The 24,420-nt window shown below is 70.9% G+C and carries 20 protein-coding genes; 9 read left to right on the top strand and 11 right to left on the bottom strand.

The genetic code is table 11. The annotated features are described in order from the left end of the window. Nucleotides 1-34 precede the first annotated feature (34 nt). The 5 genes from ACH5AC_RS21545 (at nucleotide 35) to ACH5AC_RS21525 (ending at nucleotide 9,634) form a co-directional block, all read left to right on the top strand. Nucleotides 35-1,483, top strand: coding sequence for a VWA domain-containing protein (locus ACH5AC_RS21545; protein ID WP_398863594.1), 1,449 nt, complete (start codon nucleotides 35-37; stop codon nucleotides 1,481-1,483). Continuing rightward, nucleotides 1,480-2,415, top strand: coding sequence for a hypothetical protein (locus tag ACH5AC_RS21540; RefSeq protein WP_398863593.1), 936 nt, complete (start codon nucleotides 1,480-1,482; stop codon nucleotides 2,413-2,415). Before ACH5AC_RS21545 ends, ACH5AC_RS21540 begins: the two co-directional genes overlap by 4 nt. Continuing rightward, nucleotides 2,412-3,614 carry an extracellular solute-binding protein gene (locus tag ACH5AC_RS21535; RefSeq protein ID WP_398863592.1) on the top strand — a complete coding sequence of 401 codons (1,203 nt, stop codon included), beginning with the start codon at nucleotides 2,412-2,414 and terminating at the stop codon, nucleotides 3,612-3,614. Before ACH5AC_RS21540 ends, ACH5AC_RS21535 begins: the two co-directional genes overlap by 4 nt. Before the next feature lie 197 nt (nucleotides 3,615-3,811). After that, nucleotides 3,812-9,244, top strand: coding sequence for a pullulanase-type alpha-1,6-glucosidase (gene pulA, locus ACH5AC_RS21530; protein ID WP_398863591.1), 5,433 nt, complete (start codon nucleotides 3,812-3,814; stop codon nucleotides 9,242-9,244). A 33-nt stretch (nucleotides 9,245-9,277) separates the two neighbouring features. After that, nucleotides 9,278-9,634 (top strand): 5-carboxymethyl-2-hydroxymuconate Delta-isomerase, encoded by a 357-nt coding sequence (locus ACH5AC_RS21525; RefSeq protein WP_398863590.1) that lies wholly within the window; start codon nucleotides 9,278-9,280, stop codon nucleotides 9,632-9,634. On the opposite strand, the gene ACH5AC_RS21520 is transcribed toward ACH5AC_RS21525, so the two are convergent. From ACH5AC_RS21520 to ACH5AC_RS21510, 3 genes are read right to left on the bottom strand one after another with little or no spacing between them, the layout of a single operon-like run. Next, nucleotides 9,631-10,320 (bottom strand): TetR/AcrR family transcriptional regulator, encoded by a 690-nt coding sequence (locus tag ACH5AC_RS21520; RefSeq protein WP_398863589.1) that lies wholly within the window; start codon nucleotides 10,318-10,320, stop codon nucleotides 9,631-9,633. The two genes, ACH5AC_RS21525 and ACH5AC_RS21520, sit on opposite strands and share 4 nt — an antisense overlap. Nucleotides 10,321-10,368: 48 nt before the next feature. Next, complete coding sequence (locus tag ACH5AC_RS21515) at nucleotides 10,369-12,303, bottom strand: hypothetical protein (RefSeq protein WP_398863588.1); 1,935 nt, start codon at nucleotides 12,301-12,303, stop codon at nucleotides 10,369-10,371. Between the two features lie 50 nt (nucleotides 12,304-12,353). Continuing rightward, entirely contained in the window at nucleotides 12,354-12,854 is a 501-nt protein-coding gene (locus tag ACH5AC_RS21510) for a tetratricopeptide repeat protein (protein WP_398863587.1), read from the bottom strand. 100 nt (nucleotides 12,855-12,954) lie between these two features. Here ACH5AC_RS21510 and ACH5AC_RS21505 point away from each other — a divergent pair, with 100 nt between their 5' ends. Continuing rightward, nucleotides 12,955-13,350 (top strand): hypothetical protein, encoded by a 396-nt coding sequence (locus ACH5AC_RS21505; protein WP_398863586.1) that lies wholly within the window; start codon nucleotides 12,955-12,957, stop codon nucleotides 13,348-13,350. 86 nt (nucleotides 13,351-13,436) lie between these two features. Here the strand turns inward: ACH5AC_RS21505 and ACH5AC_RS21500 are convergent, their stop codons facing one another. From ACH5AC_RS21500 to ACH5AC_RS21475, 6 genes are all read right to left on the bottom strand, one after another. Next, complete coding sequence (locus ACH5AC_RS21500; protein ID WP_398863584.1) at nucleotides 13,437-14,978, bottom strand: DUF1996 domain-containing protein; 1,542 nt, start codon at nucleotides 14,976-14,978, stop codon at nucleotides 13,437-13,439. Nucleotides 14,979-15,151: 173 nt separating this feature from the next. Continuing rightward, the gene (locus tag ACH5AC_RS21495; RefSeq protein WP_398863583.1) at nucleotides 15,152-15,808 is read right to left on the bottom strand and encodes a LuxR C-terminal-related transcriptional regulator; all 657 of its coding nucleotides are present in this window, start codon (nucleotides 15,806-15,808) and stop codon (nucleotides 15,152-15,154) included. Then, complete coding sequence (locus ACH5AC_RS21490; protein ID WP_398863582.1) at nucleotides 15,793-17,079, bottom strand: sensor histidine kinase; 1,287 nt, start codon at nucleotides 17,077-17,079, stop codon at nucleotides 15,793-15,795. The genes ACH5AC_RS21495 and ACH5AC_RS21490 overlap by 16 nt, the downstream gene beginning before the upstream one ends. 31 nt (nucleotides 17,080-17,110) lie before the next feature. Then, nucleotides 17,111-18,163: an NAD-dependent epimerase/dehydratase family protein gene (locus ACH5AC_RS21485; RefSeq protein WP_398863580.1), complete on the bottom strand. Its 1,053-nt coding sequence runs from the start codon at nucleotides 18,161-18,163 to the stop codon at nucleotides 17,111-17,113. Nucleotides 18,164-18,291: 128 nt separating this feature from the next. Continuing rightward, the gene (gene glnII / locus ACH5AC_RS21480) at nucleotides 18,292-19,320 is read right to left on the bottom strand and encodes a glutamine synthetase (RefSeq protein WP_398863579.1); all 1,029 of its coding nucleotides are present in this window, start codon (nucleotides 19,318-19,320) and stop codon (nucleotides 18,292-18,294) included. A 200-nt stretch (nucleotides 19,321-19,520) separates the two neighbouring features. Then, nucleotides 19,521-19,991, bottom strand: coding sequence for a MarR family transcriptional regulator (locus tag ACH5AC_RS21475; RefSeq protein WP_398863578.1), 471 nt, complete (start codon nucleotides 19,989-19,991; stop codon nucleotides 19,521-19,523). Nucleotides 19,992-20,068: 77 nt separating this feature from the next. On the opposite strand from ACH5AC_RS21475, the gene ACH5AC_RS21470 reads away from it, so the two are divergent. After that, entirely contained in the window at nucleotides 20,069-20,926 is an 858-nt protein-coding gene (locus ACH5AC_RS21470) for an alpha/beta fold hydrolase (protein ID WP_398863577.1), read from the top strand. 4 nt (nucleotides 20,927-20,930) lie between these two features. On the opposite strand, the gene ACH5AC_RS21465 is transcribed toward ACH5AC_RS21470, so the two are convergent. Continuing rightward, nucleotides 20,931-21,593, bottom strand: coding sequence for a hypothetical protein (locus ACH5AC_RS21465; RefSeq protein WP_398863575.1), 663 nt, complete (start codon nucleotides 21,591-21,593; stop codon nucleotides 20,931-20,933). A gap of 193 nt (nucleotides 21,594-21,786) precedes the next feature. Next, nucleotides 21,787-22,416, bottom strand: coding sequence for a TetR/AcrR family transcriptional regulator C-terminal ligand-binding domain-containing protein (locus ACH5AC_RS21460; protein WP_398863574.1), 630 nt, complete (start codon nucleotides 22,414-22,416; stop codon nucleotides 21,787-21,789). Nucleotides 22,417-22,521: 105 nt separating this feature from the next. On the opposite strand from ACH5AC_RS21460, the gene ACH5AC_RS21455 reads away from it, so the two are divergent. Together ACH5AC_RS21455 and ACH5AC_RS21450 are read left to right on the top strand one after the other, a co-directional pair. Next, a complete protein-coding gene (locus ACH5AC_RS21455) occupies nucleotides 22,522-23,574 on the top strand; it encodes an aldo/keto reductase (RefSeq protein ID WP_398863573.1) in 1,053 nt (350 codons plus the stop codon). 308 nt (nucleotides 23,575-23,882) lie between these two features. Further along, the gene (locus tag ACH5AC_RS21450) at nucleotides 23,883-24,224 is read left to right on the top strand and encodes an SCO0607 family lipoprotein (RefSeq protein WP_398863572.1); all 342 of its coding nucleotides are present in this window, start codon (nucleotides 23,883-23,885) and stop codon (nucleotides 24,222-24,224) included. Nucleotides 24,225-24,420: the final 196 nt, after the last annotated feature.

The raw sequence follows: 24,420 nt of genomic DNA, 5'->3' as shown, positions 1-24,420 counted from the left end.
GGCACCGACGACGAGGGCGAGGAGCACGGACACCGTGAAGACGACAACGCCCAGGACGGACGAGGCGGCCGGACAGGTCACCGTCGGGCTGGAGATCAGCCAGTGGAAGTACCTGTCCGTCGAGGCGAGAGACCCGCAGATGCACGCCGTCCTCAGCATCCAGGTGGAGGGCACGGAGGGCGGCGGCTCCGGGCCGGTGCTCGCGCAGGTCCTGGCCGTAGACTGCTCCAGCTCGATGACCTGGCCGCCGGAGAAGATGCACGCCGCACAGCAGGCGGCCGCGGCGGCGATCCGGATGCTGCCCGACGGCACCCCGTTCGCGGTGGTCCGGGGCAACGAGACGGCGGCCATGGTGTATCCGGACACCCCGGGCATGGCACGGGCCTCCGCCGGCAGCCGGGCGGCGGCGCTGCGGGCCGTGCACCGGCTGGTCGCGGGCGGAGGCACCTGCATCGGCGCCTGGCTCGATCTGTCCCGCCGGCTGCTGGCGGAGCAGGACGCGCCCATCGGACATGTCCTGCTGCTCACCGACGGCAAGAACCAGCACGACGAGCGGATGCCGCTGGCGGAGGTGCTGGAGACCTGCGCCGGCCGTTTCGTGTGCGACGCCTGGGGTATCGGCGACGGCTGGGACGGCCGGGAGCTGCTGCGTATCACCCGCCGGCTGCACGGCAGCGCCTCCTCGGTGCGCGAGGAGTCGGCCCTGCCCGCGGAGTACGAGAAGCTGATGGACCGTCTGCTCACCAAGACCGTGCCCGAGCTGGGGATCTCGGTGACCCCGACGGCGGGAGCAGGGGTGCGCTACCTCAAGCAGGTCTTCCCGACCGAGGCCGAGCTGACCCCTGAGGGAGACACCCAGCGGTTCGTCACCAGGGCGTGGGGCGACGAGACCCGCCGCTACCAGCTGTGCCTGTCCGCCGACCCGGCCGGGCACCCGAGCCGCGAGGACATCCAGCTCGCCGTGGTGGCCGTCGATGTGCCGGGCGGCAGGGGCGTGCGGCTGCCGTTGCCGCAACCCTGCTTGGTGCACTGGACCGACAACCCCGCCCTGTCCGCACAGACCGACGCCCAGGTCGAGCACTTCGAGCAGCACCAGCGGCTCGGCGAGGCCGTCGCCGCCGCGACCGACGCGCACCGCCGCGGTGAACGCGACCAGGCGGAGCGGCACCTCGGCTGGGCCGTGCGGCTCGCCCACGCCATGGGCGCGAAGCAGCAACTCGCCCGGCTGGCCCGGCTGGTGGAGATCGACGACGCCGCCGCCGGGCGGGCCAGGCTGCGTCCCGACGTGGCGGCCGTCGACTTCGAACATCTGATCACCGCGAGCAGCCACACCACGTACGGCCCGAGAAACGGCACCGGCGGAGCCGCGGGCGACGCCGGGCCAGGCAAGGCCACCGTGCGCTGCCCGAACTGCTCCGGCACGGCACCGGCCACCGCCCGGTTCTGCCCCGCCTGCCGGCACCGCTTCGAGGGAGGGGCATGAGCACCACCGGCCGCGAACTGACCCTGAGACTGCGGCTGCTGCTGGCGCTGGGGGCCGCCGCCACCCTCGTACTGTTCTTCGCGTACCGGGGCGTGCACGACGACACCGTGCCGCTGTCGACGTCCAGCACTCCAGGCATCCTCGCCGTCGACACCGCGCAGAACGCGCTGCGCAAGGCGCACGAGGTGGTCCGCGACAGCGGACCGGAGGGCGATACGAGCGGTGAGTTCCACACCCAGATCTCGGTCGCCCACCAGAGCCTCGCCCTGGCCGCCTCGGAGAACATCATCGGCGTCGAGGGCCGCCACGACCTGCAGACCATCACCGGGCTGATCGCCGTCTACTCGGGCTGGGTGGAGCGCTGGGGCCAGGAGGAGCACCGGGCGCTGAGCGCCGCCTACCTGTACTACGCGGAACAGGTGCTCGGCCTGCAGTCCGCACCCGGAACCGACGGGGACGTCATGAGCCGCCTCGACGCCCTGCGCGGCAAGCAGTTCGCCGAGGCGGAGCGGCAGGCGACGTTCCCCTGGCAGCTGTGGCTCGGATGGAGCGCGGTCGCGGTGCTGTGTCTCGCGCTGTGCCTGGCACTGCTGGACACCCAGCGGTTTCTGCGGCGCCGTTTCCGGCGTCCCGTGCAGCCGCAGCTGCTCGCCGCCGCGGCGGTGTGCGCGCTCGGCACACCGGTTCTGGGCTGGAACACGCTGACGGCGCAGCGCGCGATGAGTGACTCCGTCGACGAGATCCGCGAGCCGGAGGAGAACCCGGACCTGATTCCCCAGGCCGCCGACCGGGTGCAGGACGCGCTGGCGGACGCCGGTTTCTGGACGTCGTTGTCCCCCTGGGTGCTGTTGGGAGGGGCCGTGGTGATGGCGCTGACGGTGTGGGGGCTGTGGCCGCGCATCGCCGAATACCGGTTGAGGGTGCCGCGATGAAACGACCAGGACCCCGCACGCTCGGCATCCTCTGCGTCTGCCTGTTCCTGCTCGGCGCCGGCGTGTTCACCGGGGTGCGCTGGGCGCAGGAGAGGGGCTCGGTGACGCTGCTCGCCAACTGGAGCGGCACGGAGCGCGAGCAGTTCGAGACGGACGTCATCGAGCCGTTCGAGGAGAAGTACCGGATCGATGTCGTCTACCAGGGCAGCTCCGCGCTCAGTCAGGTGCTGGCCGCCGACATGGCGGCCGGGAGCCCGCCGGACGTGGCGGTGCTGCCCGGCCCGGGCGAGCTGCTGGCGTACGCCCTCGCGGGTCGGCTGCACCCGCTGGACGGCCTGTTCGACGCCACGCACTACGACACGATCTGGGCTCCCGAGGTGACGGTCCCCGACCAGGGCCGCCACACGTACTGGCTGCCGGTCAAGACCGGCCTGAAGAGCATGGTGTGGTACGCGGGCGAGAGGCCCACCGTGGAGTCGGCGGGCGCCCCGGACCGCTGGTGCCTGGGCATGGAGTCCGGCGCGACCTCCGGCTGGCCGGGCACCGACTGGGTGGAGGACATCCTGCTTCAGCAGGCCGGACCGCGGAAGTACGAGGACTGGGCGAACGGCCGGCTGGACTGGACGGACGCCGTCGTGCGCACGGCATGGACGACGTTCGGCGAGCTGGCCGGCGCGGGCGAACGCGGCGCCGAGCAGTCGCTGACGACCGGTTTCGCAGAGGACTGCGGGCCAGGGCGGCTGGAACACCAGGGCTCCTTCCGCGCCGGTCACTGGCAGCAGGCCGGCGGTGGCTACGTCCACTCCGCGGAGGTCATCCCCGACATCGGCCCGGACGCCGGGGCCTGGGAGGTCTCCGGGGACCTCGCGGCCCTGTTGAACCCGACCGAGGAAGCACGGCAGCTGATCCGCTATCTGGCCGACCCCGGCGCCGCCCTGCCCGACCACACGGCGAACAAGGAGGCGGTACCGGAGGGCGACCAGGAGGGGACGCGACAGGAGATCGGCGAGATCCTGCGCGGCGAGCGGAGGCAGACCCGCTGCTGGGACGCCTCCGACGTGATGCCCCGCCCGCTGAGGGACGCCTTCCACCAGGCGGTGCTACGCCATCTTGTCGAACCTGAGGCACTGGACGCCCAGCTGAGGGAACTGCAGGAGCTGAGCGTCGAGCAGTCACTGCCGGTGTGCGGTCGGAACTGAGTGGACCGGCGGGACTCCTTCGCCGTGCCCGGTGCTCACGCCAGGGGCGCAACGGCAAGACGTTTGTTGAAAGTTCTTGCTGCCGGTTTCAAAAGTCTTGCTGTAAGCCTTTCGTTGGCGATACGGTCGCGCGGGGTCGGACCCGTGGGGGCCCTCAGGGCCCCGATCGAGCCGCACATCGCAAGGAGTTCACGCCTGTGACACCGAGCTGGACGGCGCCCGCGAAGCGCCGAATACCGCAGGTCAGACGAGTCGCGGCAGTCACCGCCGCCGCCCTGGCGACCGCCCTTGTGCAGCCACTGGCCGCGCACGCGGACACCCCGCCCCCGCCGCCCTCGGACGCCAGGCTCGCCGCCGAGCCCGCCCGCCACGATGCCACCCGGGAGCAGTTCTACTTCGTCCTCCCGGACCGCTTCGCCAACGGCGACCCGTCCAACGACCGCGGCGGCCTCACCGGCTCCCGCCTCACCACCGGCTACGACCCCACCGACAAGGGCTTCTACCAGGGCGGCGACCTCAAGGGCCTGATCCAGAACCTCGACTACATCAAGGGCCTGGGCACCACCGCCCTCTGGATGGCCCCCCTCTTCAAGAACCAGCCCGTCCAGGGCACCGGCGCCGACGCCTCCGCCGGCTACCACGGCTACTGGATCACCGACTTCACCCAGGTCGACCCGCACTTCGGCACCAACAAGGACCTCAAGACCCTCATCTCCAAGGCACACGCCAAGGGCATGAAGGTCTACTTCGACGTCATCACCAACCACACCGCCGACGTCGTCGACTACGAGGAGAAGTCCTACGACTACCTCTCCAAGGGCGCCTTCCCGTACCTGACCAAGGACGGCAGGCCCTTCGACGACACCGACTACGCGGACGGGACGCGGAAGTTCCCCGCGGTCGACGCCGACTCCTTCCCGCGCACCCCGAGGGCCGCCGGCACCAACAAGGTCCCGGCCTGGCTCAACGACCCGACGATGTACCACAACCGGGGCGACTCGACGTACGCCGGCGAGTCGACCACGTACGGCGACTTCTCCGGCCTGGACGACCTGTGGACGGAGCGTCCCGAGGTCGTCAAGGGCATGGAGAGGATCTACCAGCGCTGGGTGAAGGACTTCGACGTCGACGGCTTCCGCATCGACACGGTCAAGCACGTCAACATGGAGTTCTGGACCCAGTGGGCCACCGCCCTCGACGCCTACGCGGCGAAGAAGGGCCGGGACGACTTCTTCATGTTCGGCGAGGTCTACTCCGCCGACACGGACATCACGTCCCCGTACGTCACCCAGGGCCGCCTCGACGCCACGCTCGACTTCCCCTTCCAGGAAGCGGCCCGCCAGTACGCCTCCCAGGGCGGCAGCGCCCAGAAGCTCGCGGCCGTCTTCGGTGACGACTACAAGTACACGACCGACAAGGCCAACGCCTACGGGCAGGTCACCTTCCTCGGCAACCACGACATGGGCCGCATCGGCACGTTCCTGAAGCAGGACAACCCGAACGCCTCCGACGCCGAACTGCTGAGGAAGGACCGCCTCGCCAACGAGCTGATGTTCCTCAGCCGTGGCAACCCGGTCGTCTACTACGGCGACGAGCAGGGCTTCACCGGCAACGGCGGCGACAAGGACGCCCGCCAGCCCCTCTTCGCCTCCCGCACCGCCGACTACCTCGACGACGACCAGCTCGGCACCGACCGCACCCACGCGAGCGACGCCTACGACACCGGCGCCCCGCTCTACCGGCAGATCGCCGCCCTCGCCAAGCTCCGCAAGGCGCACCCCGCCCTCACGGACGGTGTCCAGACCGAGCGGTACGCGGCCGACGGGCCCGGGGTCTACGCCTTCTCCCGCACGGACGCGAGGACCGGCGTGGAGTACGTCGTCGCCTTCAACAACGCGGCGGAGGCGAGGACGGCGACCTTCGCGACCGGCTCTGCGGACATGGGCTTCGACCCCGTCTACGGAACCGACCAGCACCTGAAGTCCGACGCCGACAAGAAGCTCACCGTCACCGTCCCGGCGGGTTCCGCCGTCGTCCACAAGGCCGCCGGCAAGCTCGCGACCCCCGCCGCCAAGCCGGCGATCACGCTCAGGGCCCCGGCCTCCGGCGTCACCGGCACCGTGGAGCTGGCCGCCGACGTTGGGGGCACCTCCCGCTCGAGCGAAGCCGAGAGTGGGGGAGGCGGGCAGCTCAACCGCGTCGTCTTCGCCGCCCAGGTCGGCACCGGCAAGTGGCAGGTCCTCGGCTCCGCCGACCACGCCCCGTACAAGGTCACCCAGGTCATCGGCAGGGCCGTACCGGCCGGTACGGCCCTGCGCTACAAGGCGGTCGTCATAGACTCGGCGGGCCGCACCGCGAGCGCCACCGCCACCTCGTCCACCGGCACCCCGCCCGCCGAGGAGATCCCCACCGCCTCGTCCCGCGACCACGCGATCGTCCACTACAAGCGCGCGGACGGCGACTACACGGACTGGGGCCTGTACGCCTGGGGCGACCTCGCCGACGGCGAGGCGACCGACTGGCCCGACAGCCACCCCTTCATCGGCCGGGACGCCTACGGCGCCTTCGCCTACGTCAAGCTGAAGCCGGGCGCCTCGAACGTCGGCTTCCTGGTCATCGACAAGGACGGCAACAAGGACGTCTCCGCCGACCGCACCATCGACGTCACCCGGACGGGTGAGGTGTGGGTCGAGCAGGGCAAGGCCGACATGCTGACCGAGCGGCCCGACTACCCCGCCCAGGACAGGGCCAAGGCGGTCCTGCACTACCACCGCGCCGACGGGAACTACGACGGCTGGGGCCTGCACACCTGGACGGGCGCCGCCCAGCCCACCGAGTGGTCGAACCCACTGAAGCCGGTGAAGACTGATGCCTATGGCGCGGTTTTCGAGGTGCCCCTCACCGAGGGTGCCACCAGCCTCAGCTACATCGTCCACAAGGGCGACGAGAAGGACCTGCCGGCCGACCAGTCGCTGGACCTTCGCACCAACGGGCACGAGGTGTGGCTGTTGAGCGGCCAGGAGAAGTACCTGCTGCCCCAGCCCGCCGGCAGCGCGGCCGCGCTCGACCTGACCACCTCAAAGGCGGTCTGGATCGACCGGAACACGCTCGTCTGGAACGGCTCCGACGCGGCCGCCTCCACCCAGCTGCTCTCCTCCCGCACCGGCTCGATCACCGTCGAGAACGGCGCGCTGACCAGCAGCGACGAGAAGTGGCTGCGGCTGTCGAAGACCACGCTCACCGACGCCCAGAAGGCGAGGTTCCCGCACCTGAAGGACCACACCGCCTGGTCCGTCGACCCGCGCGACCGCGACCGGGTCCGCGAGGCCCTGCGCGGCCAGCTGGTCGCCTCCCAGCGGGCGGCGAACGGCGCGGTGCCGGCCGCCACCGGCGTCCAGATCGCCGGCGTCCTCGACGACCTGTACGACGCCACGGCGGCGAAGCTCGGCCCGACCTTCGAGAACGGCCGGCCGACGCTGGCCGTCTGGGCCCCGACGGCACAGAGCGTCGCCCTCGAACTCGACGGCAGGACGGTCGCCATGAAGCGGAACGACACCACCGGCGTCTGGTCCGTCACCGGCTCCAGGTCCTGGAAGAACAAGCCCTACCGGTACGTCGTGAAGGTGTGGGCGCCCAGCGTCCGCGCGATCGTCACCAACAAGGTCACCGACCCCTACTCGGTCGCCCTCACCGCCGACTCCGAGCGCAGCCTGATCGTCGACCTCGCCGACAGGGCCCTCGCCCCGAGCGGATGGTCGACGTACGCCAAGCCGAAGGCCGTACCCCTGAAGGACGCCCAGATCCAGGAGCTGCACATCCGTGACTTCTCGGTCGCGGACGCCACCACCAGCCATCGCGGCACCTACCTCGCCTTCACCGACAAGGACAGCGACGGCTCGAAGCACCTGCGTGACCTGGCCGGGGCTGGCACGTCCCACGTCCACCTCCTCCCCGCGTTCGACATCGCGACCATCCCCGAGAGGAAGGCCGACCAGGCCACCACCGACTGCGACCTGGCCTCCCTCCCGGCCGACTCCGACCGGCAGCAGGCGTGCGTGGCGGAGATCGCCGCGAAGGACGCCTACAACTGGGGCTACGACCCGTACCACTACACGGTCCCCGAGGGCTCCTACGCCACCGACCCGGACGGCACGGCCCGCACGGTCGAGTTCCGCAGGATGGTCAAGGCGCTCAACGAGGACGGCCTGCGGGTCGTGATGGACGTCGTCTACAACCACACGGCGGCGAGCGGCCAGGCCGAGACGAGCGTCCTGGACCGGATCGTCCCCGGCTACTACCAGCGCCTCCTCGCCGACGGCTCGGTCGCGAACAGCACCTGCTGCGCCAACACCGCCACCGAGAACGCCATGATGGGCAAGCTGGTCGTGGACTCCGTCGTCACCTGGGCGAAGGAGTACAAGGTCGACGGCTTCCGCTTCGACCTCATGGGCCACCACCCGAAGGCCAACATCCTGGCCGTCCGCAAGGCCCTCGACGCGCTCACCCTCCAGAAGGACGGCGTCGACGGAAAGAAGATCATCCTCTACGGCGAGGGCTGGAACTTCGGCGAGGTCGCCGACGACGCCCGCTTCGAGCAGGCCACCCAGCGGAACATGGCCGGCACGGGCATCGCCACCTTCTCCGACCGCGCCCGTGACGCGGTGCGCGGCGGCGGCCCCTTCGACGACGACCCCGGGGTCCAGGGCTTCGCGTCCGGGCTGTACCTGGAGCCCAACTCGTCCACGAACAACGGCACTCCGGCCGAGCAGAAGGCCCGCCTGCTGCACTACCAGGACCTGATCAAGGTCGGCTTGTCCGGCAACCTGGCGAGCTACCGCTTCACCGACACCAGCGGCAAGGAGGTCAAGGGCTCCGACGTCGACTACAACGGCGCACCGGCCGGCTACGCGGCCGCCCCGGGCGACGCCCTCGCCTACGCCGACGCGCACGACAACGAGTCCCTGTTCGACGCCCTCGCCTACAAGCTGCCCGCGTCGACGAGCGCGGCCGACCGGGCCCGGATGCAGGTCCTCGCCATGGCCACGGCCACCCTCTCGCAGGGCCCGTCCCTCTCCCAGGCCGGCACCGACCTGCTGCGCTCCAAGTCCCTGGACCGCAACTCCTACGACAGCGGCGACTGGTTCAACGCCATCCACTGGAACTGCGCCGACGGCAACGGCTTCGGACGCGGACTGCCTCCGGCGGCCGACAACGCCTCCAAGTGGCCCTACGCCAAGCCGCTGTTGAGCAGGGTGAGCGTGGGCTGTGAGCAGATAGGCGGAGCATCGGCGGCATACCGGGACCTGCTGAGGATCCGTACGACGCAGAAGGTCTTCTCCCTCGACACCGCCGAGCAGGTCCAGTCGACGCTGTCCTTCCCGCTGTCCGGCACCGACGAGACACCCGGTGTGATCACCATGCGCCTCGGCGACCTGGTCATCGTCTTCAACGCGACCCCGGACACCCAGCGGCAGACGGTCGCCGCCCTCGCCGGCTCGGCCTACGGACTGCACCCGGTGCAGGCGGCGGGCGCGGACCCGGTGGTGAAGACCTCCGCCTACACGGCCGGCACGGGCACGTTCACCGTCCCGGCACGGACGGTGGCGGTGTTCACCCGGGCCGGGAACTAGGGTGACCCCCGTCGTCGTAGAACAGGAGTGCTGATGCCGCAGATCACTGTCGAACGGTCCGCAGGGCTCGATCACGTCCCCTGGGAGGAGTTCGCGCTCGCCCTGCACCCGGTGGTCGTCGAGACGGCGGCCGCGCGGATCGAGGCGTGCAAGACGCGGGTCCTGCGGACCGAGGACGAGGCGGTGGGGTCGGAAACGGGCGATCGGCACTCCATCGTGCACGTCACGATCGCCCTGCTCGCGGGACGGACCGACGAGACCAAGGCGAAGCTCACCGAAGCCACGCTGGAGCTGCTCCGCAAGTACGTCGAGCCGATGGACGGGGTCACGCTCCACCTGTCGGCCGAGGTGCGCGACCTGGACCCGTCCTACCGCAAGGCCGAGATCTAGGACACCAGCGAGACGAGCCGGGTGACCAGGTCCCCGAAGGGGCCGTCGCCCGGCTCGTCGAGCAGTACGGGCCGCAGCAGCGCCCGCAGCTCCTCGTCGTACGCGGCGCTCACCGCCGTCAGCGCGGCGAAGTCGTGCACCAGCTGCAGCTCCAGCTCCTCGCGGGGGATGCGCCGCCCGTCCAGCCAGATCAGCGCGGTCGACTCGGCGAGCGAGATCCACGACCGTACGAGCAGCTCCAGCCGGGCCGGCGGCTCGGTGATCCCCAGGTGCGCCAGGATCTGGTCGTACGCCGTCTGCCGTACGGAGTCGACGAGTGCGTTGGTGGCCGACGAGCCGACCGCCGGACCGCCGCGCATCAGCGCCGAGAAACCGGGGCCGTGGTCGTCGACGAAGTCGAAGTAGCGCCGCACCACCCGCAGCAGCCGCGCCCCGAGCGGGCCCTCGTGCGGCTCCACGAACCGGCTCGCCAGATCCTGAGCCGCTCGCTTCAACGCGGCCTCGTACAGGCTCACTTTGCCGGGGAAGTAGTGGTAGACCAGCGGCCGCGAGATCCCCGCGGCCGCGGCTATCTCGTCGATGGAGACCTCGTCCGGGGAACGGCGGGCGAACAGTTCGAGGGCGACGCCGATCAGCTGCTGCCGACGCTCCTCCACACCCATTCTGCGGCGAACCCCGGTTGTCATGCGAACACCTTACCGAGCGGAGATGCTCGCATATCCAGCACCAGTCGCTCACCTCAGGCCGCTGATCGCCTTCCCGCCCTTCAGGGTGCCCTCCAGCCCGGCCTGCACCCCCTGCTTCGTCGGCACCGCCAGCACAGGGCCCCGACCGGAGCCCTTCACCCCGCCGGTCGTCCGGATCGACTCCGTGCTCCTGTCGCCCGCCGCGAGGAGGTACCAGCCCCCGCCCTTCGACTTCCACAGCACCCCGGCCAGCACATGCGGATCGCGCGGGCCGCACGCCGGGACGTCCCCGGCCTGCGCCGCCACCGCCCCGAACAGCCCGCCCGGCGTCTGGAACTGGGCCTGCACCCTGCTGCCGTCGCCCCGCCAGGTCTCCGCCCGCGTGCACACCCACCTGCCCGTGCCGCTCCGGTCGGGCAGCGGCTGACGCGCGTACTCCCAGGCGTTCACGCTGCGCACACCCTGCCCGCGCACCGTCCCCAGCGAGCAGGCGAACGGCGCCCAGGTACGCAGCGCGTCCGCGCCCGTCGCGTCCTTCGGCGAGGCCGGCCGGCCCGCGGTGAGCAGCGCCGGCACCAGCTCACCGAGGTCGCTCAGCAGATGGGAGCCGGAGGCGTCGGTCACCTGCAGCACGTTCCACGTCGTGCAGGCGCCGGCCCGGGTGGCCGGGCTCGCCAGCGGTGAGGTGATCCCGTCGGTGAGGGTCAGGGCCATCTCCCCGGCGCCGGGCTTGGACAGGTCCCGCTCGGTGGCCCTGGTCACCCACGGGGCGGTGAGATAGCGGACGTTGCCGTCGGTCCGCTCCAGCACCATCGCGCTCGCCCCGGCGCCGGTCGCGCCGTCGACCCGCGCGAAGTCCATGGCCGCCCCGGCCGTGCCGTCCTTCGGCTCGGCGTAACGGGCGATGCGCAGCCCGTCGTAGAAGATCACCACCCGCGCCCGGTCCACGGTCCCCGCGTACAGCAGCTGGGGCGGTCCGGCCGGGCCGCCCGACGGGGTGTCGGTGGTCGCGGAGACCCGCACCCGCTCCCCGGGGCGCGCCCAGACGGCGAGCGCCCGCCGCAACAGGGCCTTGTCGCCGGTCAGTTCACCGCGCGCGGGCCAGACGGAGAAGTCGGTGCGCGCCGAGGTCCGCCACGCGGCGGGGGAGACCTTCACCAGCCGGCCGGGGTCGAGCGCGGCCTCGGCGGCCGGGTTCTTCGCGTAGGGCGGGGCGGCCGCGCCGTCGCGGTCCCAGCCGTCCCCGGGCAGCGCGACCAGCGCCCCGCACACCGCGAGCGCTGCCGCCGCGGCGAGGGCGGCCCTGGTGTACCGGCGGCGGCGCATCAGATCGGTGGGCCGGGCCTGCAGCGAGCAGGGGTCGAACTCGGGGGACTCCAGCAGCGCGTACCGCGCGGCCACCGCGTCGGCCTCGGCGAGCGCCGCGGCCACGTCCTCGACGCCGCACTCGGTGAGCACCTCCCGCACCTCGCCGTCCGGGAGCTTCTCCAGGCCGCGCAGCACGTACGCCGCCCGCGCCGGACCGGACAGCGCGGACAGCTGCTGCTCCAGGGCGAGTTCGTCGGCTCCGCCGGAGCGCGGGAACAGTCTGAGCCCCCACACCTGGGGCAGTGGCGGCGGCAGCTGCGCCCGCTTCGGCCACGCCGCGCGCCTCAGCGGCAGTCCGGCCTCCAGCGCCGTACGCACCACCCGGAGGCGGACGAAGGCGTACCCGGGGTCGCCGTCGCGGCCGGTCGACTGGGCCGGGATGACCGGCGCGGAGGCCCGGCCGCGCGGCAGGGCGCACTGGGCCAGGGCGTGCGCGGTCAGGACCCGCCGGCTACGGCCGAGGCCGGACGGCAGCACCAGATAGGCGAGCCGGACAAGACGCGGATAGTGCTCGACGAGCGCGGCCTCGGCCTGCTCGACATCGACGACCCGGTCGGCGACGGAACCGGGTCCTGAACCGGGGGCGGGGCGCTGGGCGACATCCTGTGACTGCACGTCCCCCAGAACGAGTGGGCCGACCGGTAGGTCACCACCGCCCGAGCGACTCAGCCCTCCGGGTGAACCAGCGCCCGCGCGTAGTTCGCCATCGAGCGCTGGTAGCGCGGCAGATGGGGAGCCAGCGCGCCGAGCACGAGGGACAGCCCTTCGCGATCACGGCCCAGACTGGACAGACACAGTGCGAGAGTCGCCCGCACCGCGTCGTCCAACTCGTCGGACGGGGCGTCCAGTTCGGGTGTCAGCAGCGCGACGCCCTCGTCCGCGCGGCCGATGTTCCGCAGCGAGCTGGACAGCTGGATCCTGGCACGCCTGCCCCGGTAACCGTCCAGGCCGAGCGCCAGCGCCTCCCGGTACAGCGGTACCGCCTTGTCCGAGCACCCCGTGGAATCCCAGGCGCAGGCCCGTTCGAACAACCCGAGCGGGCTGTCCGGCGGCAGCTCGTCGGCGAGGGCGTCGATCACGGCCCGGAAGTCGGCCGCGGTCGCTTCCGTGTAGTCGTCGTAGGTCGCCCAGGCGGCGGCCACGCGATCTTCCCAGTCCTGGTTCACCGGCCCACTCTCGCACGCTCGTCCGCGCCCCGCGGAGGTATTTTGAGCGCTCCGCGTGCGGGAGCCGTATCGAGGGGGAGGCCCCTGCAGGGAGGAAGACATGAAGGTGACCCGACCGATGCTCGCCGCGGCCGGTGCCGTGGCGGCGCTGGCGCTGGCGGGATGCGCGTCCCAGGCGGAGCGGGCGGCGGTGCCGGAACCGGCGACCGGCAGCCTGGAGCAGCTGGCCGCCGAGGTGAAGTGCACGCCCGACATCCAGATCGACACCGACGACTTCCGCCAGGCCCTCTGCAAGGGGGACGACGAGAAGTACGTCCTCCTCACCTTCGCCACCGACCGCGGCCAGCGCGACTGGATCAACGAGGCCAAGCCGTACGGCGGCCACTACCTCGTCGGCCGCAAGTGGATCGCCGTCGGCGACGAGAGCGTGGTGACATCGCTGCGTGGCGAGCTGGGCGGGGACGTGGAAGTGGGCAGGGACCACTCGGGTCACTGACCGGGGCGGAGCAGGCAGAAGCCGGCGGTGGGAGACCCCACCGCCGGCTTTCCCGTGCTGTGTCCTTTGCTGTGTCCTTCAGTGCGTCACCGGCAGTTGCGCCCGCTGTTGATGCACTGGACCACCTTGTTCATCAGGTTCTCGTCCATGACGTTGATGAAGTCGTTGTGGTCGGTGATCGGCTTGTGCAGCTGCTCCGGGAACCCGTCCACCGCGTACGGCGCCTTGACCTGTCCGTTCTCGATGACCGGGGCGGGCACGTTGTACACCAGGCGGATCTGCAGCTGGGGGATGGCCTTGAAGCCGTTGTCGCAGGTGCCGTCCGCGTTCACGAAGTCCACGTGGTCGCGGTGGTTGGCGCTGTCGATGTTCTGGCCGTCCCAGCAGCTCTGGAAGTTGGCCGTGCGCACGACCTTGCTGCCCTGCGGGCAGATCGGGTACTTGTCCGTCAGCTGCCGGTTCTCGAAGCCGGTGCAGCTCCACGAGGCGTTGGCGTTCGCGTCGCCGTTGGTGAACGCGTTGGCGGCACCGGTGATGATGCGCAGGAACTTCGGCATCGCGACGACGGGGCCCCGCTTGTTGCCGACGAACTTGATCTGGGCCTGCTCGGCCTTCAGGATCCGGCCGACGTTGCCCTCGGCGCCACCGCCCAGCTCACCCGCGTCGAACTCCTGGCTGCCGTCCTGGAGCCGGAGCACCGGCCAGTAGTAGGTCGACTTGTCGCCCTGGTTCCGGCAGGAGGTGCCCGCGTTGGCCAGGTCCTGGTCGCTGGCGAAGGCGTCGTTGCCCTGGTTGCCGACGTAGTCGTGCGTGTGGTGCGCGCCGTTGTCGACACCCGGGGAGACGATCAGGTTGTCGGTGTTGAACAGGTTGTTCTGGTTCACACCGCAGAAGGTGGAGAAGCTGCCCCGCGAGCCGCCCCTGCCGTTCGCCTTCAGACCGTTGCCGTTGGACGGGGGAACGTTGGGCTGCACCTGGGTGATGTCGACGAAGTCGGCCGCCACCGGACCGGCGGCACCGTTGCCGTTGTCCCCGACCTGACCCTGGCCGTTGTCCTGCCCGTTGTCCTGACCCTGGTCCTGCCCCTGGTCCTGACCCTGGCCGTTGTCCTGGCCGCCGTTCTGGTCACCCTCGCCGCCGTCGAGGACCTCGTTGGCCCCCATGCCCTTGCACTCGGCGAGCTGCTCCAGCCCGTTCGGGGCGGTGCCGCCCACGCGCCGGATGTTGATGCCGATCCGGTCGATGGTCGCCACGCGCTTGGACTTCAGCGGACCCAGGATCGCGTTCTGCACGAAGCCCGGGTCACCCGCCTGTGCCTGGCGCGTGGAGGCGAGCCGCGCGTACGCCTCGGTGATCTGCTTGTCCAGGAGCGACAGCTCCTTCGCGACGCCCTCGCGTGCTCGGTCCGGCACGTCCTTCAACTGCTGGCCGACGTCAGGGCACTGGATCGTGGCGATCTGGGCGCCCGCGGCCTTCGTCTGGTTCTGCTCCCACGAGTTCTTCGGCTCGTGCGCAGAGGCATAGAAGTTCGCCCAGATCAGCCCGCCCCCACCGAGCGCTAGGGCCGCCGACGCGGCTATGGCCTTGGTGGCCATCGACGAACGGCGTTTACGTGTGTTGCGTCCCATGGAACTCCTCTGACTTCCTTGCGGGGCAGCATCGAGGCGCCCGACAGGAGTGAAGCGGCGCCCTCCCATACGGACGCCGCCCCAGAGGTGTTCAGCCGACTCGGAAATTTCTGTGAACCCGCGTGGGACATTTACGCCCCAACTGTCTCACGCCGCAGGTCAGTTGAACGCGATCAACGGTCCCGGTCCAGATGCGCGAGCACGGCCAGAACGCGCCGGTTGTCGTCGTCCGACACCTCAAGGCCCAGTTTGGTGAAGATGTTGGCGGTGTGCTTGGCGATGGCCCGTTCCGTCACCACCAGCTTCCCGGCGATCGCCGCGTTGGACCGGCCCTGCGCCATCAGCTCCAGCACCTCCCGCTCACGCGGCGTCAACCGGTCCAGCGGCCGGCCGTCACCCCCGCCGCTCCGGGCCAGCAACTGCTGGATCACCTGCGGGTCCATCGCCGTACCGCCCGCCGCGACCCGTCGTACGGCGTCCACGAACTGTTCCGCGTCGAACACCCGGTCCTTCAGCAGATAGCCCACCCCGCCGGTGCCGTCGGCGAGCAGCTCACGCGCGTACAGCTGCTCCACGTGCTGCGAGAGCACCAGCACCGGCAGCCCGGGCCTGGCCCGGCGGGCCGCCAGGGCGCACTGCAGCCCCTCGTCGGTGTGCGTCGGCGGCAGCCGTACGTCCACCACCGCGACGTCCGGTGCCAGCTCGGCCAGCGCCCGCTCCAGTTCGGGGCCGGACTCCACGGCGGCGGCGATCTCGAAGCCGTATGCCTCCAGCAGCCGCACCAGCCCGTCCCGCAGCAGGAACAGGTCTTCGGCTAGGACAACGCGCACGGAATCTCCATGGTCACCATGGTGGGACCGCCGGCGGGACTGCTGACGGCCAGGACGCCGTCGAATGTACCCAGCCGCCGCTCCACCCCGGCCAGCCCCGAGCCGGCGCCGACCGTCGCGCCGCCCCGGCCGTTGTCGGTGACCGTGATCCGCAGCAGGCCGTCGGTGTGGTGCAGGTCGACCCAGATCCGGTCGGCGCCGGAGTGCTTCACCGCGTTGGTGAGCACCTCGCTCGCCGCGAAGTACGCCGCCGACTCCACCGGCGCGTCCGCCCGCCCGTCGAGCTCCACCGCCACCTCGGTGGCGACCGGCAGCCGCAGCGCCGACGCCCGTACGGCGTCCCCGAGTCCACGCTCGGCGAGCACCGGCGGATGAATGCCCCGCACCAGGTCCCGCAGTTCGGACAGGGCCTCGGCGGAGGACTGCCGGGCGTGCGCCAGGAGCCGCTTGGCCTGCGCGGGGTCCTTGTCGACGAGCATCTCGATGGTGCCGAGGTCCATGCCCATCGCCACCAGCCGGGCCTGCGCCCCGTCGTGCAGGTCACGCTCGATGCGGCGCAGTTCGGCGGCGGAGGTGTCCACGGCGTCCCGCCGGGTCTCGGTCAACACACGGACCCGCTCGGCGAGTTGGGCCTGGTCCGGGGAGAGCACGGCACGGGTCAGCCGGAAGTGCGCGGTCAGCAGGAGCGGCGCGTACCGGTAGGCGAGGAACAGGAAGCCGACCGCGAGCACGGCGGCGCCGAACGCGGTCGCCTGGTCGCTGACCGGCACGAACCCGTACCAGTACGGTCCGTACTCGCCGTAGGGGCCACCCGTCATGACCCGCCACAGCCCGAGCGGGAGAGCGAGGCCCTCCAGGGGGTACAGCACCAGCACCGCCGGCAGCAGCGCGGTCAGGAACCCCGCCGTGATGTCCACCGCCAGCCAGCGCAGATGCCGCCAGGTCGCCGGGTCGCTCAGCATGCAGAAGGTACGCGTCCAGGGGGTCGCGTCCTGCGGCAGCGGACGGTACGCCGACGGTATGCGCACCCCGCACCACTCGGCCGCGAGCCGGCGTCGCACGTCCGCGAGGGCCCTGACCCCGGTCAGCACCGGCGGGGTGGTGAGGAGGCCGACGCCGAGCGGGATCAGGGCGATGGAGACCAGGGCCAGGGAGAGGAACAGCACCCCGAGGGGCAGCACCACCATGGCCAGCACCAACCCCCTTACGGCGGCCAGCAGTACCTCGCGGGCGCGCTCGCGGACGCCGCCCATCCGTGTGTCCGTGTTCATGCCGCCAGTCTGGTCGAGCCGCCCGGGAGGTTCACTCGCCCGAGGCCCCCTCTGCGGGGGTGGTGCCAGGTACACCCCCCGACGCCGCGGCCAGCACCTTCGCCTCCACCTCCGGGTCGAGGCCCTTCACGGCGCGCGGTGAGAAGGGCGGCTCGCCGTCGAGGCCGCACACCCACTCCCAGGCGCCCGCGACGGTCTCCTCCACCGGTCGGCACACCAGCCCCGCCGCCAGCGCCCGCGAGACGTCGGCCGCGTGCAGCGCGTCGTGCAGGTCGGTGCCCGGCGGCACCCACACCGGCAGTTGGGTCCACGGCTCGATGCCGGCGTCGAGGATCACCCGCGGGTCGGTCCAGCGCAGCTCGGCATCGCCGCCGGTGACCTCGACGCACGCGTCGAGCAGCTCGCCCATCGTGGCGTGTCCCTGCGCGCTCATCAGGTTGTACGGGCCGCTCAGCCTCTGCTCGATCGCCCCGAGGATCCACTCGGCGAGGTCCCGGACGTCGATGTACTCCAGGGGCAGTTCGCGCGGGCCGGGCGCCAGGACGGGGCCGCCGCGCGCGATCCGGGTCAGCCACCAGGGCAGCCGGCCGACGTTCTCGTACGGGCCGAGGATCAGTCCGGCGCGCACCAGCACCGAGTGCTCCGCGCCGAAGGCGTCCAGGGCGGCCAGTTCGCCGCCCCGCTTGTCGCGTTCGTACGCGGTCTGCTCGGCGTCGGGCGCGGCGCCCTCGACGACCGGCGCGCTCTCGTCGTACCCGGCGGGCGGCGCCCAGTCGTACACCGAGCAGCTCGACACATACACATACCGCTCGGCGCGGCCGCGCAGCAGCCGCGCCGCCTCGTGCACCGCGCGCGGCGCCTGCGACCAGGTGTCGACGACCGCGTCCCAGGGACCCTCCGCAGGGTCTGCGAGCGCGGCGAGCCCGCCGGGCGCGGTCCGGTCACCGGTCAGCGCCCGCACCCCGTCCGGCGGCGCGGCGAGCTGCCCCCGGTTGAAGACCGTCACGTCCCATCCACGGGCCAGGGCCGCCTCGACGACGGCCCGCCCCGCGAACTTCGTACCACCCAGCACCAGAAGTCTCATACGGCCGACTCTGCCGGGTCGCGGCGCGGGAGGGAACCGGAATTAGCCGAGGGCAGAGCGGGCCCCGGCGGTCACGCAGAAGGGGCGCCCGCCGGGATGGCGGGCGCCCCTTCGGGGGATCCGGTGGATCAGACCTGGCCGGCCTTCTCCAGCGCCGAGCAGCAGGTGTCGACGAGGAGGCGGGTCACGACGTACGGGTCGACGTTGGCGTTCGGGCGGCGGTCCTCGATGTAGCCCTTGCCGTCCTTCTCGACCTGCCACGGGATACGGACCGAGGCACCGCGGTTGGAGACACCGTAGGAGTACTTGTCCCACGGGGCGGTCTCGTGCAGACCGGTCAGACGGTCGTCGATGCCGGCGCCGTAGTTCTTGACGTGGTCGAGCGGCTTGGAGCCCTCACCGAGCGACTCGCACGCGGTGATGATCGCGTCGTAGCCCTCGCGCATCGCCTTGGTGGAGAAGTTGGTGTGCGCGCCGGCGCCGTTCCAGTCGCCCTTGACCGGCTTGGGGTCGAGGGTGGCGGCGACGCCGAAGTCCTCGGCGGTGCGGTAGAGCAGCCAGCGGGCCACCCACAGCTGGTCGGAGACCTCCAGCGGGGCCAGCGGGCCGACCTGGAACTCCCACTGGCCGGGCATGACCTCGGCGTTGATGCCGGAGATGCCCAGGCCCGCCTTCAGGCAGTTCTCCAGGTGCGCCTCGACGACGTCACGGCCGAAGATCTCGTCGGCGCCGACACCGCAGTAGTAGCCGCCCTGCGGGGCCGGGAAGCCGCCCTTGGGGAAGCCGAGCGGGTAGCCGTCCTTGAAGAAGGTGTACTCCTGCTCGATGCCGAAGATCGGCTCCTGGGTGGCGAACTTCTCGGCGACCTCGACGAGCGCGGCACGGGTGTTCGTGGCGTGCGGGGTCATGTCGATGTTCAGGACCTCGCACAGCACCAGGATGTCGTCGCCGCCGCGGATCGGGTCCGGGCAGGAGAAGACCGGCTTGAGCACACAGTCCGAGGCGTGGCCCTCGGCCTGGTTGGTGGAGGACCCGTCGAAGCCCCAGATCGGCAGCTCGGCACCCTTGGCGTCGTCTCCAAGAATCTTCGTCTTGGAACGCAGCTTGGCCGTCGGCTCGGTGCCGTCGATCCAGATGTACTCAGCCTTGAAGCTCACGGGACACATCCTTCGGGGGTGGGTCTGGGCGCACTTGCGGGTGCTGCGGCGCTGCGGCACTGGGGCGCCGCTGTGTCGTCCGCGAGCCTGTCAACAGGCGATTTCCCGGTCATTGCTCGAATGTGAACCCCGTGTTACCTGGCAGCGCTGTGGCGCGACTCACGCAGTGTCGTATGCGATGGGTTTAGCGGTTCACCCGTTCACCGCGGCCGAGCGGCCTCGGCCTCCGGCCCGCCGGCCGCTTCCCGTACGCCCTCCAGAAACCCGCGGATCGCCGCCCGCTCGCGCTCGTCGTAACCCTGGAGCAGTTCCACCGCCCGCCCGATCAGCGGCCCGAAGTGCGCCCGGCCGAGCGCCACCGCCCGCTCCTGAAGCTCCACGACCACCTGCCGCCGGTCCCGCCGCCCCCGCACCCGCCGCACGTGCCCGGCCCGCTCCAGGCGGTCGAGCAGCGCGGTGGTGCCGGCCGAGTTCAGCCCGAGTACCGCGCCGAGCCGCCCGGCGGTCATCTCCTCGTCCGCCCGTGCGGCGTCCATGAGGGCGATCAGGGCCCGTACGTCGGTGGGGTGCATGCCGTTGTCCTGCGCGAACCGGGCGCTGTGCAGGCCGAGTTCCACGGTCACCGCGCGCAGCAGGTGGACGATCTCCATCTCGGGTGGTTCGGCAGGCATGTGGTCCCCTTTACCTCGTTCAGCGAGTATTTTGGTCAGGCAATGTCTCGCTCGACGAAATAATAGGGGGTACGGCGATGAGCGCGTACGACGGTGACGCCTTCCGGGCGGCGTACGACAAGGTCATGGCGAAGTGGCCGGCGGACCGGGAGGCAGTGGACGTCCCGACGCCGTACGGCACCACCCACGTCAACGTGTGCGGACCGCGTGACGCGCCCGCGCTGCTGCTTCTGCCGGGCGGCGGGGGAGCGACCTCGGCGTCCTGGTACGCGCAGGTGGGGGAGCTGGCGCGGGTGCGGCGCGTGTACGCCGTCGACCTGGTCGGGGCGCCGGGGCGCAGTGAGGCCGGCCGTGCCCCGCGTACGGCGGCCGATCTCGCCGCCTGGCTGGACGGGTTGCTCGATGGCCTGGGGGTGGCGCGGGCCGACCTCGGCGGGCACTCCTACGGCGCCTGGATCGCCCTGCGGTACGCGCTGCACGCGCCCGAGCGGATACGCCGTCTGTTCCTCCTCGACCCGACGCAGTGCTTCGCCGGGTTCAAGACGGCGTACCTGCTGCACGCCCTGCCGATGCTGCTGCGGCCCACGCCGCGCCGGGTGCGGGCCTTCCTGGAGTGGGAGACCGGGGGAGTGGGGCTGGACGCGGACTGGCTGCGTCTGCAGGAGGCGGCGGCCGGCTTCCCGGCGGCGAGGCCGGTCACCGGACCGCGTCCGGCGGCGCAGGAGTTGCGTGCGCTGGACATGCCGGTCCTGCTGCTCGTGGCCGCGAACAGCAGGACTCATGACACGTCAGCGGTGACGGCCCGGGCGGGGGAGGCGCTGCGTGATGCCGAGACGGTTATCCTGCCCGGCGTCTCGCACCACGCGCTGCCCTATGCCGCCTCCCCGGCCCTGGGCCGCCGCCTGAGCGACTTTCTGACCTCCTCTACGGCCTGACGCATCACCCCACCTTCTCGATCAGCGCCCGGCGGATCAGGAACTTGCCGGGCTCACGGACCTGTTCGAAGGCCGCGTCGTTCAGCAGGACGCAGCTGCCGGAGACCGAGGTGACCTCGACGGTCGTGGACTTGTTGTTGTCGAGGTTCGTCACCTTCAGCTTGGTCCCCGCCGGGAACTGGTTGCTGGACGCGGCCGGGGCACCGCCCTCGCCGGAGAGAGTGACCGTGGACCCGTTGCAGACCTGCTGCCCGGTGGCGGCACCACCGTTTCCCGGGTCTCCGGCGGGAGGAGCGGACTGAGGGGGCTGCGGCGCGGGTTGCGCCGGCTGTGCGGGTTGCGCCGCCTGGGAGCCCTGAGCCGACTCCCCAACGACACAACCCGACGCCTTCTGCTGCACCTTGATCTGCTCGACGACCGCCTGCCGGTTGGCGATCCGGGCCTCCGACTGGGCGTCCGGAGCGGCCCGTTGGCCCTCGATGAACCGCTCGTTGTTGCCGAGCGCGGTGGCCAGGCCCTGACAGACGGAGGACTGGGCCGCCGTCTGCGGGGGCTGGGCGGCGTTCGACGTGCTCGCCAGCACGAAGGCGCCGCCTCCGGCCACACTCGCGGCACTCACCAGCAACGCGAGCTTCTTCTTCGTGCTGAGCCTTCTCCTGCGCGACATGCGCGCCTCCTGAAGAGGTAGGGGAGCGTACGCCGCTATGTACGAGATACCGAACGGGCTGACTCAGTTGGTGACAGGAGTCAATGAAGTGATGTGGGTCACGCGGAAGTTACCGCTCCAACTCCGCACGAGTCGGCGCTCCGTTGAACGCTACCTGGGCCGGTTCATGCCGGTGACGGATGCGGAAAGCCGGTCACGCACGCCCTTCGTCACCCCGCAGGTACGCTCCCGCACGCGCCGCAGCCGCTGCGGCCTCGGCGGCCTGATCCGCGGCGGCTTCGTCGAGGCCGCCGCTGCTGGTCAGCAGCCGGTAGTAGAGGGGGGCGGAGACAGCACGGATCACCTCGTGGACATCGGTGCCCTCAGGCACCTCGCCCCTGTCGATGGCCTGCTGGACACAGGGTGCCCATTCCTTGACGCGGATGTCGTAGAAGCGGTGCAGGGCCTCGGCTGTCTTCGCCTCGCAGGTGGCAGCGGCGATCACTGCTTTGAACAGCGCTCCTTGCCGCGGATCGGCCAAGGTGCGCTGCACGAGCCGGGCGTTGGCCTTGAGATCACCGAGCAGCGAGCCGGTCTCGGTACGTGGCAGTGATTGCTCGGCCATGTCCATCAGCAGGTCGGCCACCAAGATGGTCACCGTTCCCCAGCGGCGGTAGACGGTGGTCTTGCCCACCTCGGCACGGCGCGCGACGTCGGCGAGATCCAGGCCGGCAAAGCCCTGCTCCGCCAAGGCGTCCCCAGCCGCCTGCAGCACCGACGCCCGTACCCGCGCCGTGCGCCCTCCAGGACGGACGGTTCCCGGATCCGCACTCTCAATCCCCATAACGGGACTCCAGTTTCGTTAATCACGCACACCTGCTACGTTGAGGCACACGCTAACGGAACTTCAGGACCATTAGCCAGGTCAGGCGACGAGAGAGGAACAGCCATGGAGTACAGGCGGCTGGGCGCATCCGGCCTCAAGGTCCCCGCATTGGGCTTCGGCGCCGGCACCTTCGGCGGTCGAGGGCCGCTGTTCGGTGCCTGGGGCAACACCGATGCGCAAGAAGCCCGCCGTCTCGTGGACATCTGCCTCGACGCCGGGATCACGATGTTCGACACCGCCGACGTCTATTCCAGCGGGGCCTCGGAGGAGGTACTGGGCGAAGCGATCAAAGGCCGCAGGGACGAGGTGATCGTGTCCACCAAGACGAGCCTGCCGATGGGTGACGGTCCAGGCGATGCGGGCTCCTCTCGTGCGCGCCTGATCACCGCGTGCGAGGACGCCCTGCGCCGGCTCGGCACCGACTACATCGACCTGTTCCAGCTGCACGCCTTTGACGCCGGCACGCCGATCGAGGAAGTCCTGTCCACACTCGACGATCTCGTACGAGCAGGGAAGGTCCGCTACCTCGGCATCTCCAACTTCTCCGGCTGGCAGGCGATGAAGTCCCTCGCGAGCGCGGAGAGACACGGCCACCCGCGCTATGTCGCCCATCAGGTCTACTACTCCCTCATCGGCCGCGACTACGAATGGGAGCTGATGCCCCTCGGGCTCGATCAGGGCCTCGGAGCCCTCGTCTGGAGCCCGCTCGGCTGGGGACGGCTCACCGGCAAAGTCCGCCGCGGCCAGCCGCTACCGGCCAACAGCCGACTGCACCACACTGCGGACTACGGCCCACCGGTCGAGGACGAACACCTCTACCGCGTGGTCGACGCCCTCGACGAGATCGCGCAGGAGACCGGCAAAAGCATTCCGCAGATCGCCATCAACTGGCTGCTGCAGCGGCCGACCGTCTCCTCGGTCATCATCGGCGCCCGCGACGAGAACCAGCTTCGCCAGAACCTCGGTGCCGTCGGCTGGACTCTCATGCCCGACCAGATGGTGAAACTCGATGCGGCCAGCGACAGGACAGCGCCCTACCCGTACTTCCCTTACCAGCGCCAGGAAGGCTTCGCCCGCCTCAACCCGCCAGTTGTCGCGCGTCCGCCTGCCGCCTGACATCGGCGTCAAGTAGCAGGAACAGCCGCGTATCCCGGACTCGGGCCGGCAGGGTCTCCCCCTGCCGACCATCTTGCCGGCGCGACCACACAGGGTCGCCACGGGACCCTACGCACCGAGGAATAGGCGATCTGAGAGCCGCCGCGCGCTCGTCGCCGGAACCACGGCGCTTGAGTGAACCTCCGTGAACTGCCTGCGGGCCCGGGCATGTTGAGCATCCGCCCGGGGCGCGTGTGAGTACGCCTACTCAGGGCACGACAGCTGTCCGGAGGCGAGAGTGGTGGCACACCGAACGACTGGAGAAAGTCATGAACACGTCCCGCAGAACGGGCCTCACCACCAGCGTCCGCCCTGGAAGTACGCGCCTTGTGGCCGCCGCTTTCGCGAGCGTGGCCGCGGTTGTGGCACTCACCGGCTGCTCCGGCTGGGAGTACCGGGAAGACGTGTGCGCGAGTGGCGAGTACCCCGTCCTGTCCGTGGGCGGAACCGGCAGCGCCTGCGTCCCGGACGGGAAGGAACCCCCGGCGGGCTTCGCGCGGTACCCGCAGGGCAAGGTGCCGCAGGAGGTCGGCGACGAGTGGGACACGTACTGGGACACCCACACCCTGGACAAGGACGGCAACGTCATCGACGTCCCGGCGGGGGGCTGACCCGGACGCCCGCATCCGGCGGGCATCCCAAAACGGATCACCGCGCGGCGCGCGGAACCGGACGACCTCGAAGAACAACTGGTCGAGCAGCCGGCAAGGTTCTAGTGCCGCATCAGTCAACGTTCGCCCTGGGCGGTCTGCGACGATGACTCCGTGGACGAAGAAGTCATTCCCATTCTTCGCGTAGGGGACGCTG

The sequence above is a fragment of the Streptomyces sp. NPDC018693 genome, from assembly GCF_044391385.1.
In the GTDB taxonomy this organism is placed as follows: Bacteria; Actinomycetota; Actinomycetes; order Streptomycetales; family Streptomycetaceae; genus Streptomyces.
Note: the sequence above shows the minus strand (reverse complement) of the source record. Positions and strands in the feature narration are given on the sequence as shown.

Excerpts from the sequence above, each read along its gene's own strand:
- ACH5AC_RS21520 (WP_398863589.1), bottom strand. The coding sequence starts at position 10,320 with ATGACAACCGGGGTTCGCCGCAGAATGGGTGTGGAGGAGCGTCGGCAG.
- ACH5AC_RS21455 (WP_398863573.1), top strand. The coding sequence starts at position 22,522 with ATGGAGTACAGGCGGCTGGGCGCATCCGGCCTCAAGGTCCCCGCATTG.
- ACH5AC_RS21535 (WP_398863592.1), top strand. The coding sequence starts at position 2,412 with ATGAAACGACCAGGACCCCGCACGCTCGGCATCCTCTGCGTCTGCCTG.
- ACH5AC_RS21485 (WP_398863580.1), bottom strand. The coding sequence starts at position 18,163 with ATGAGACTTCTGGTGCTGGGTGGTACGAAGTTCGCGGGGCGGGCCGTC.
- ACH5AC_RS21470 (WP_398863577.1), top strand. The coding sequence starts at position 20,069 with ATGAGCGCGTACGACGGTGACGCCTTCCGGGCGGCGTACGACAAGGTC.
- ACH5AC_RS21500 (WP_398863584.1), bottom strand. The coding sequence starts at position 14,978 with ATGGGACGCAACACACGTAAACGCCGTTCGTCGATGGCCACCAAGGCC.
- ACH5AC_RS21450 (WP_398863572.1), top strand. The coding sequence starts at position 23,883 with ATGAACACGTCCCGCAGAACGGGCCTCACCACCAGCGTCCGCCCTGGA.
- ACH5AC_RS21540 (WP_398863593.1), top strand. The coding sequence starts at position 1,480 with ATGAGCACCACCGGCCGCGAACTGACCCTGAGACTGCGGCTGCTGCTG.
- ACH5AC_RS21490 (WP_398863582.1), bottom strand. The coding sequence starts at position 17,079 with ATGAACACGGACACACGGATGGGCGGCGTCCGCGAGCGCGCCCGCGAG.
- ACH5AC_RS21465 (WP_398863575.1), bottom strand. The coding sequence starts at position 21,593 with ATGTCGCGCAGGAGAAGGCTCAGCACGAAGAAGAAGCTCGCGTTGCTG.
- ACH5AC_RS21475 (WP_398863578.1), bottom strand. The coding sequence starts at position 19,991 with ATGCCTGCCGAACCACCCGAGATGGAGATCGTCCACCTGCTGCGCGCG.
- ACH5AC_RS21505 (WP_398863586.1), top strand. The coding sequence starts at position 12,955 with ATGAAGGTGACCCGACCGATGCTCGCCGCGGCCGGTGCCGTGGCGGCG.
- ACH5AC_RS21460 (WP_398863574.1), bottom strand. The coding sequence starts at position 22,416 with ATGGGGATTGAGAGTGCGGATCCGGGAACCGTCCGTCCTGGAGGGCGC.
- ACH5AC_RS21525 (WP_398863590.1), top strand. The coding sequence starts at position 9,278 with ATGCCGCAGATCACTGTCGAACGGTCCGCAGGGCTCGATCACGTCCCC.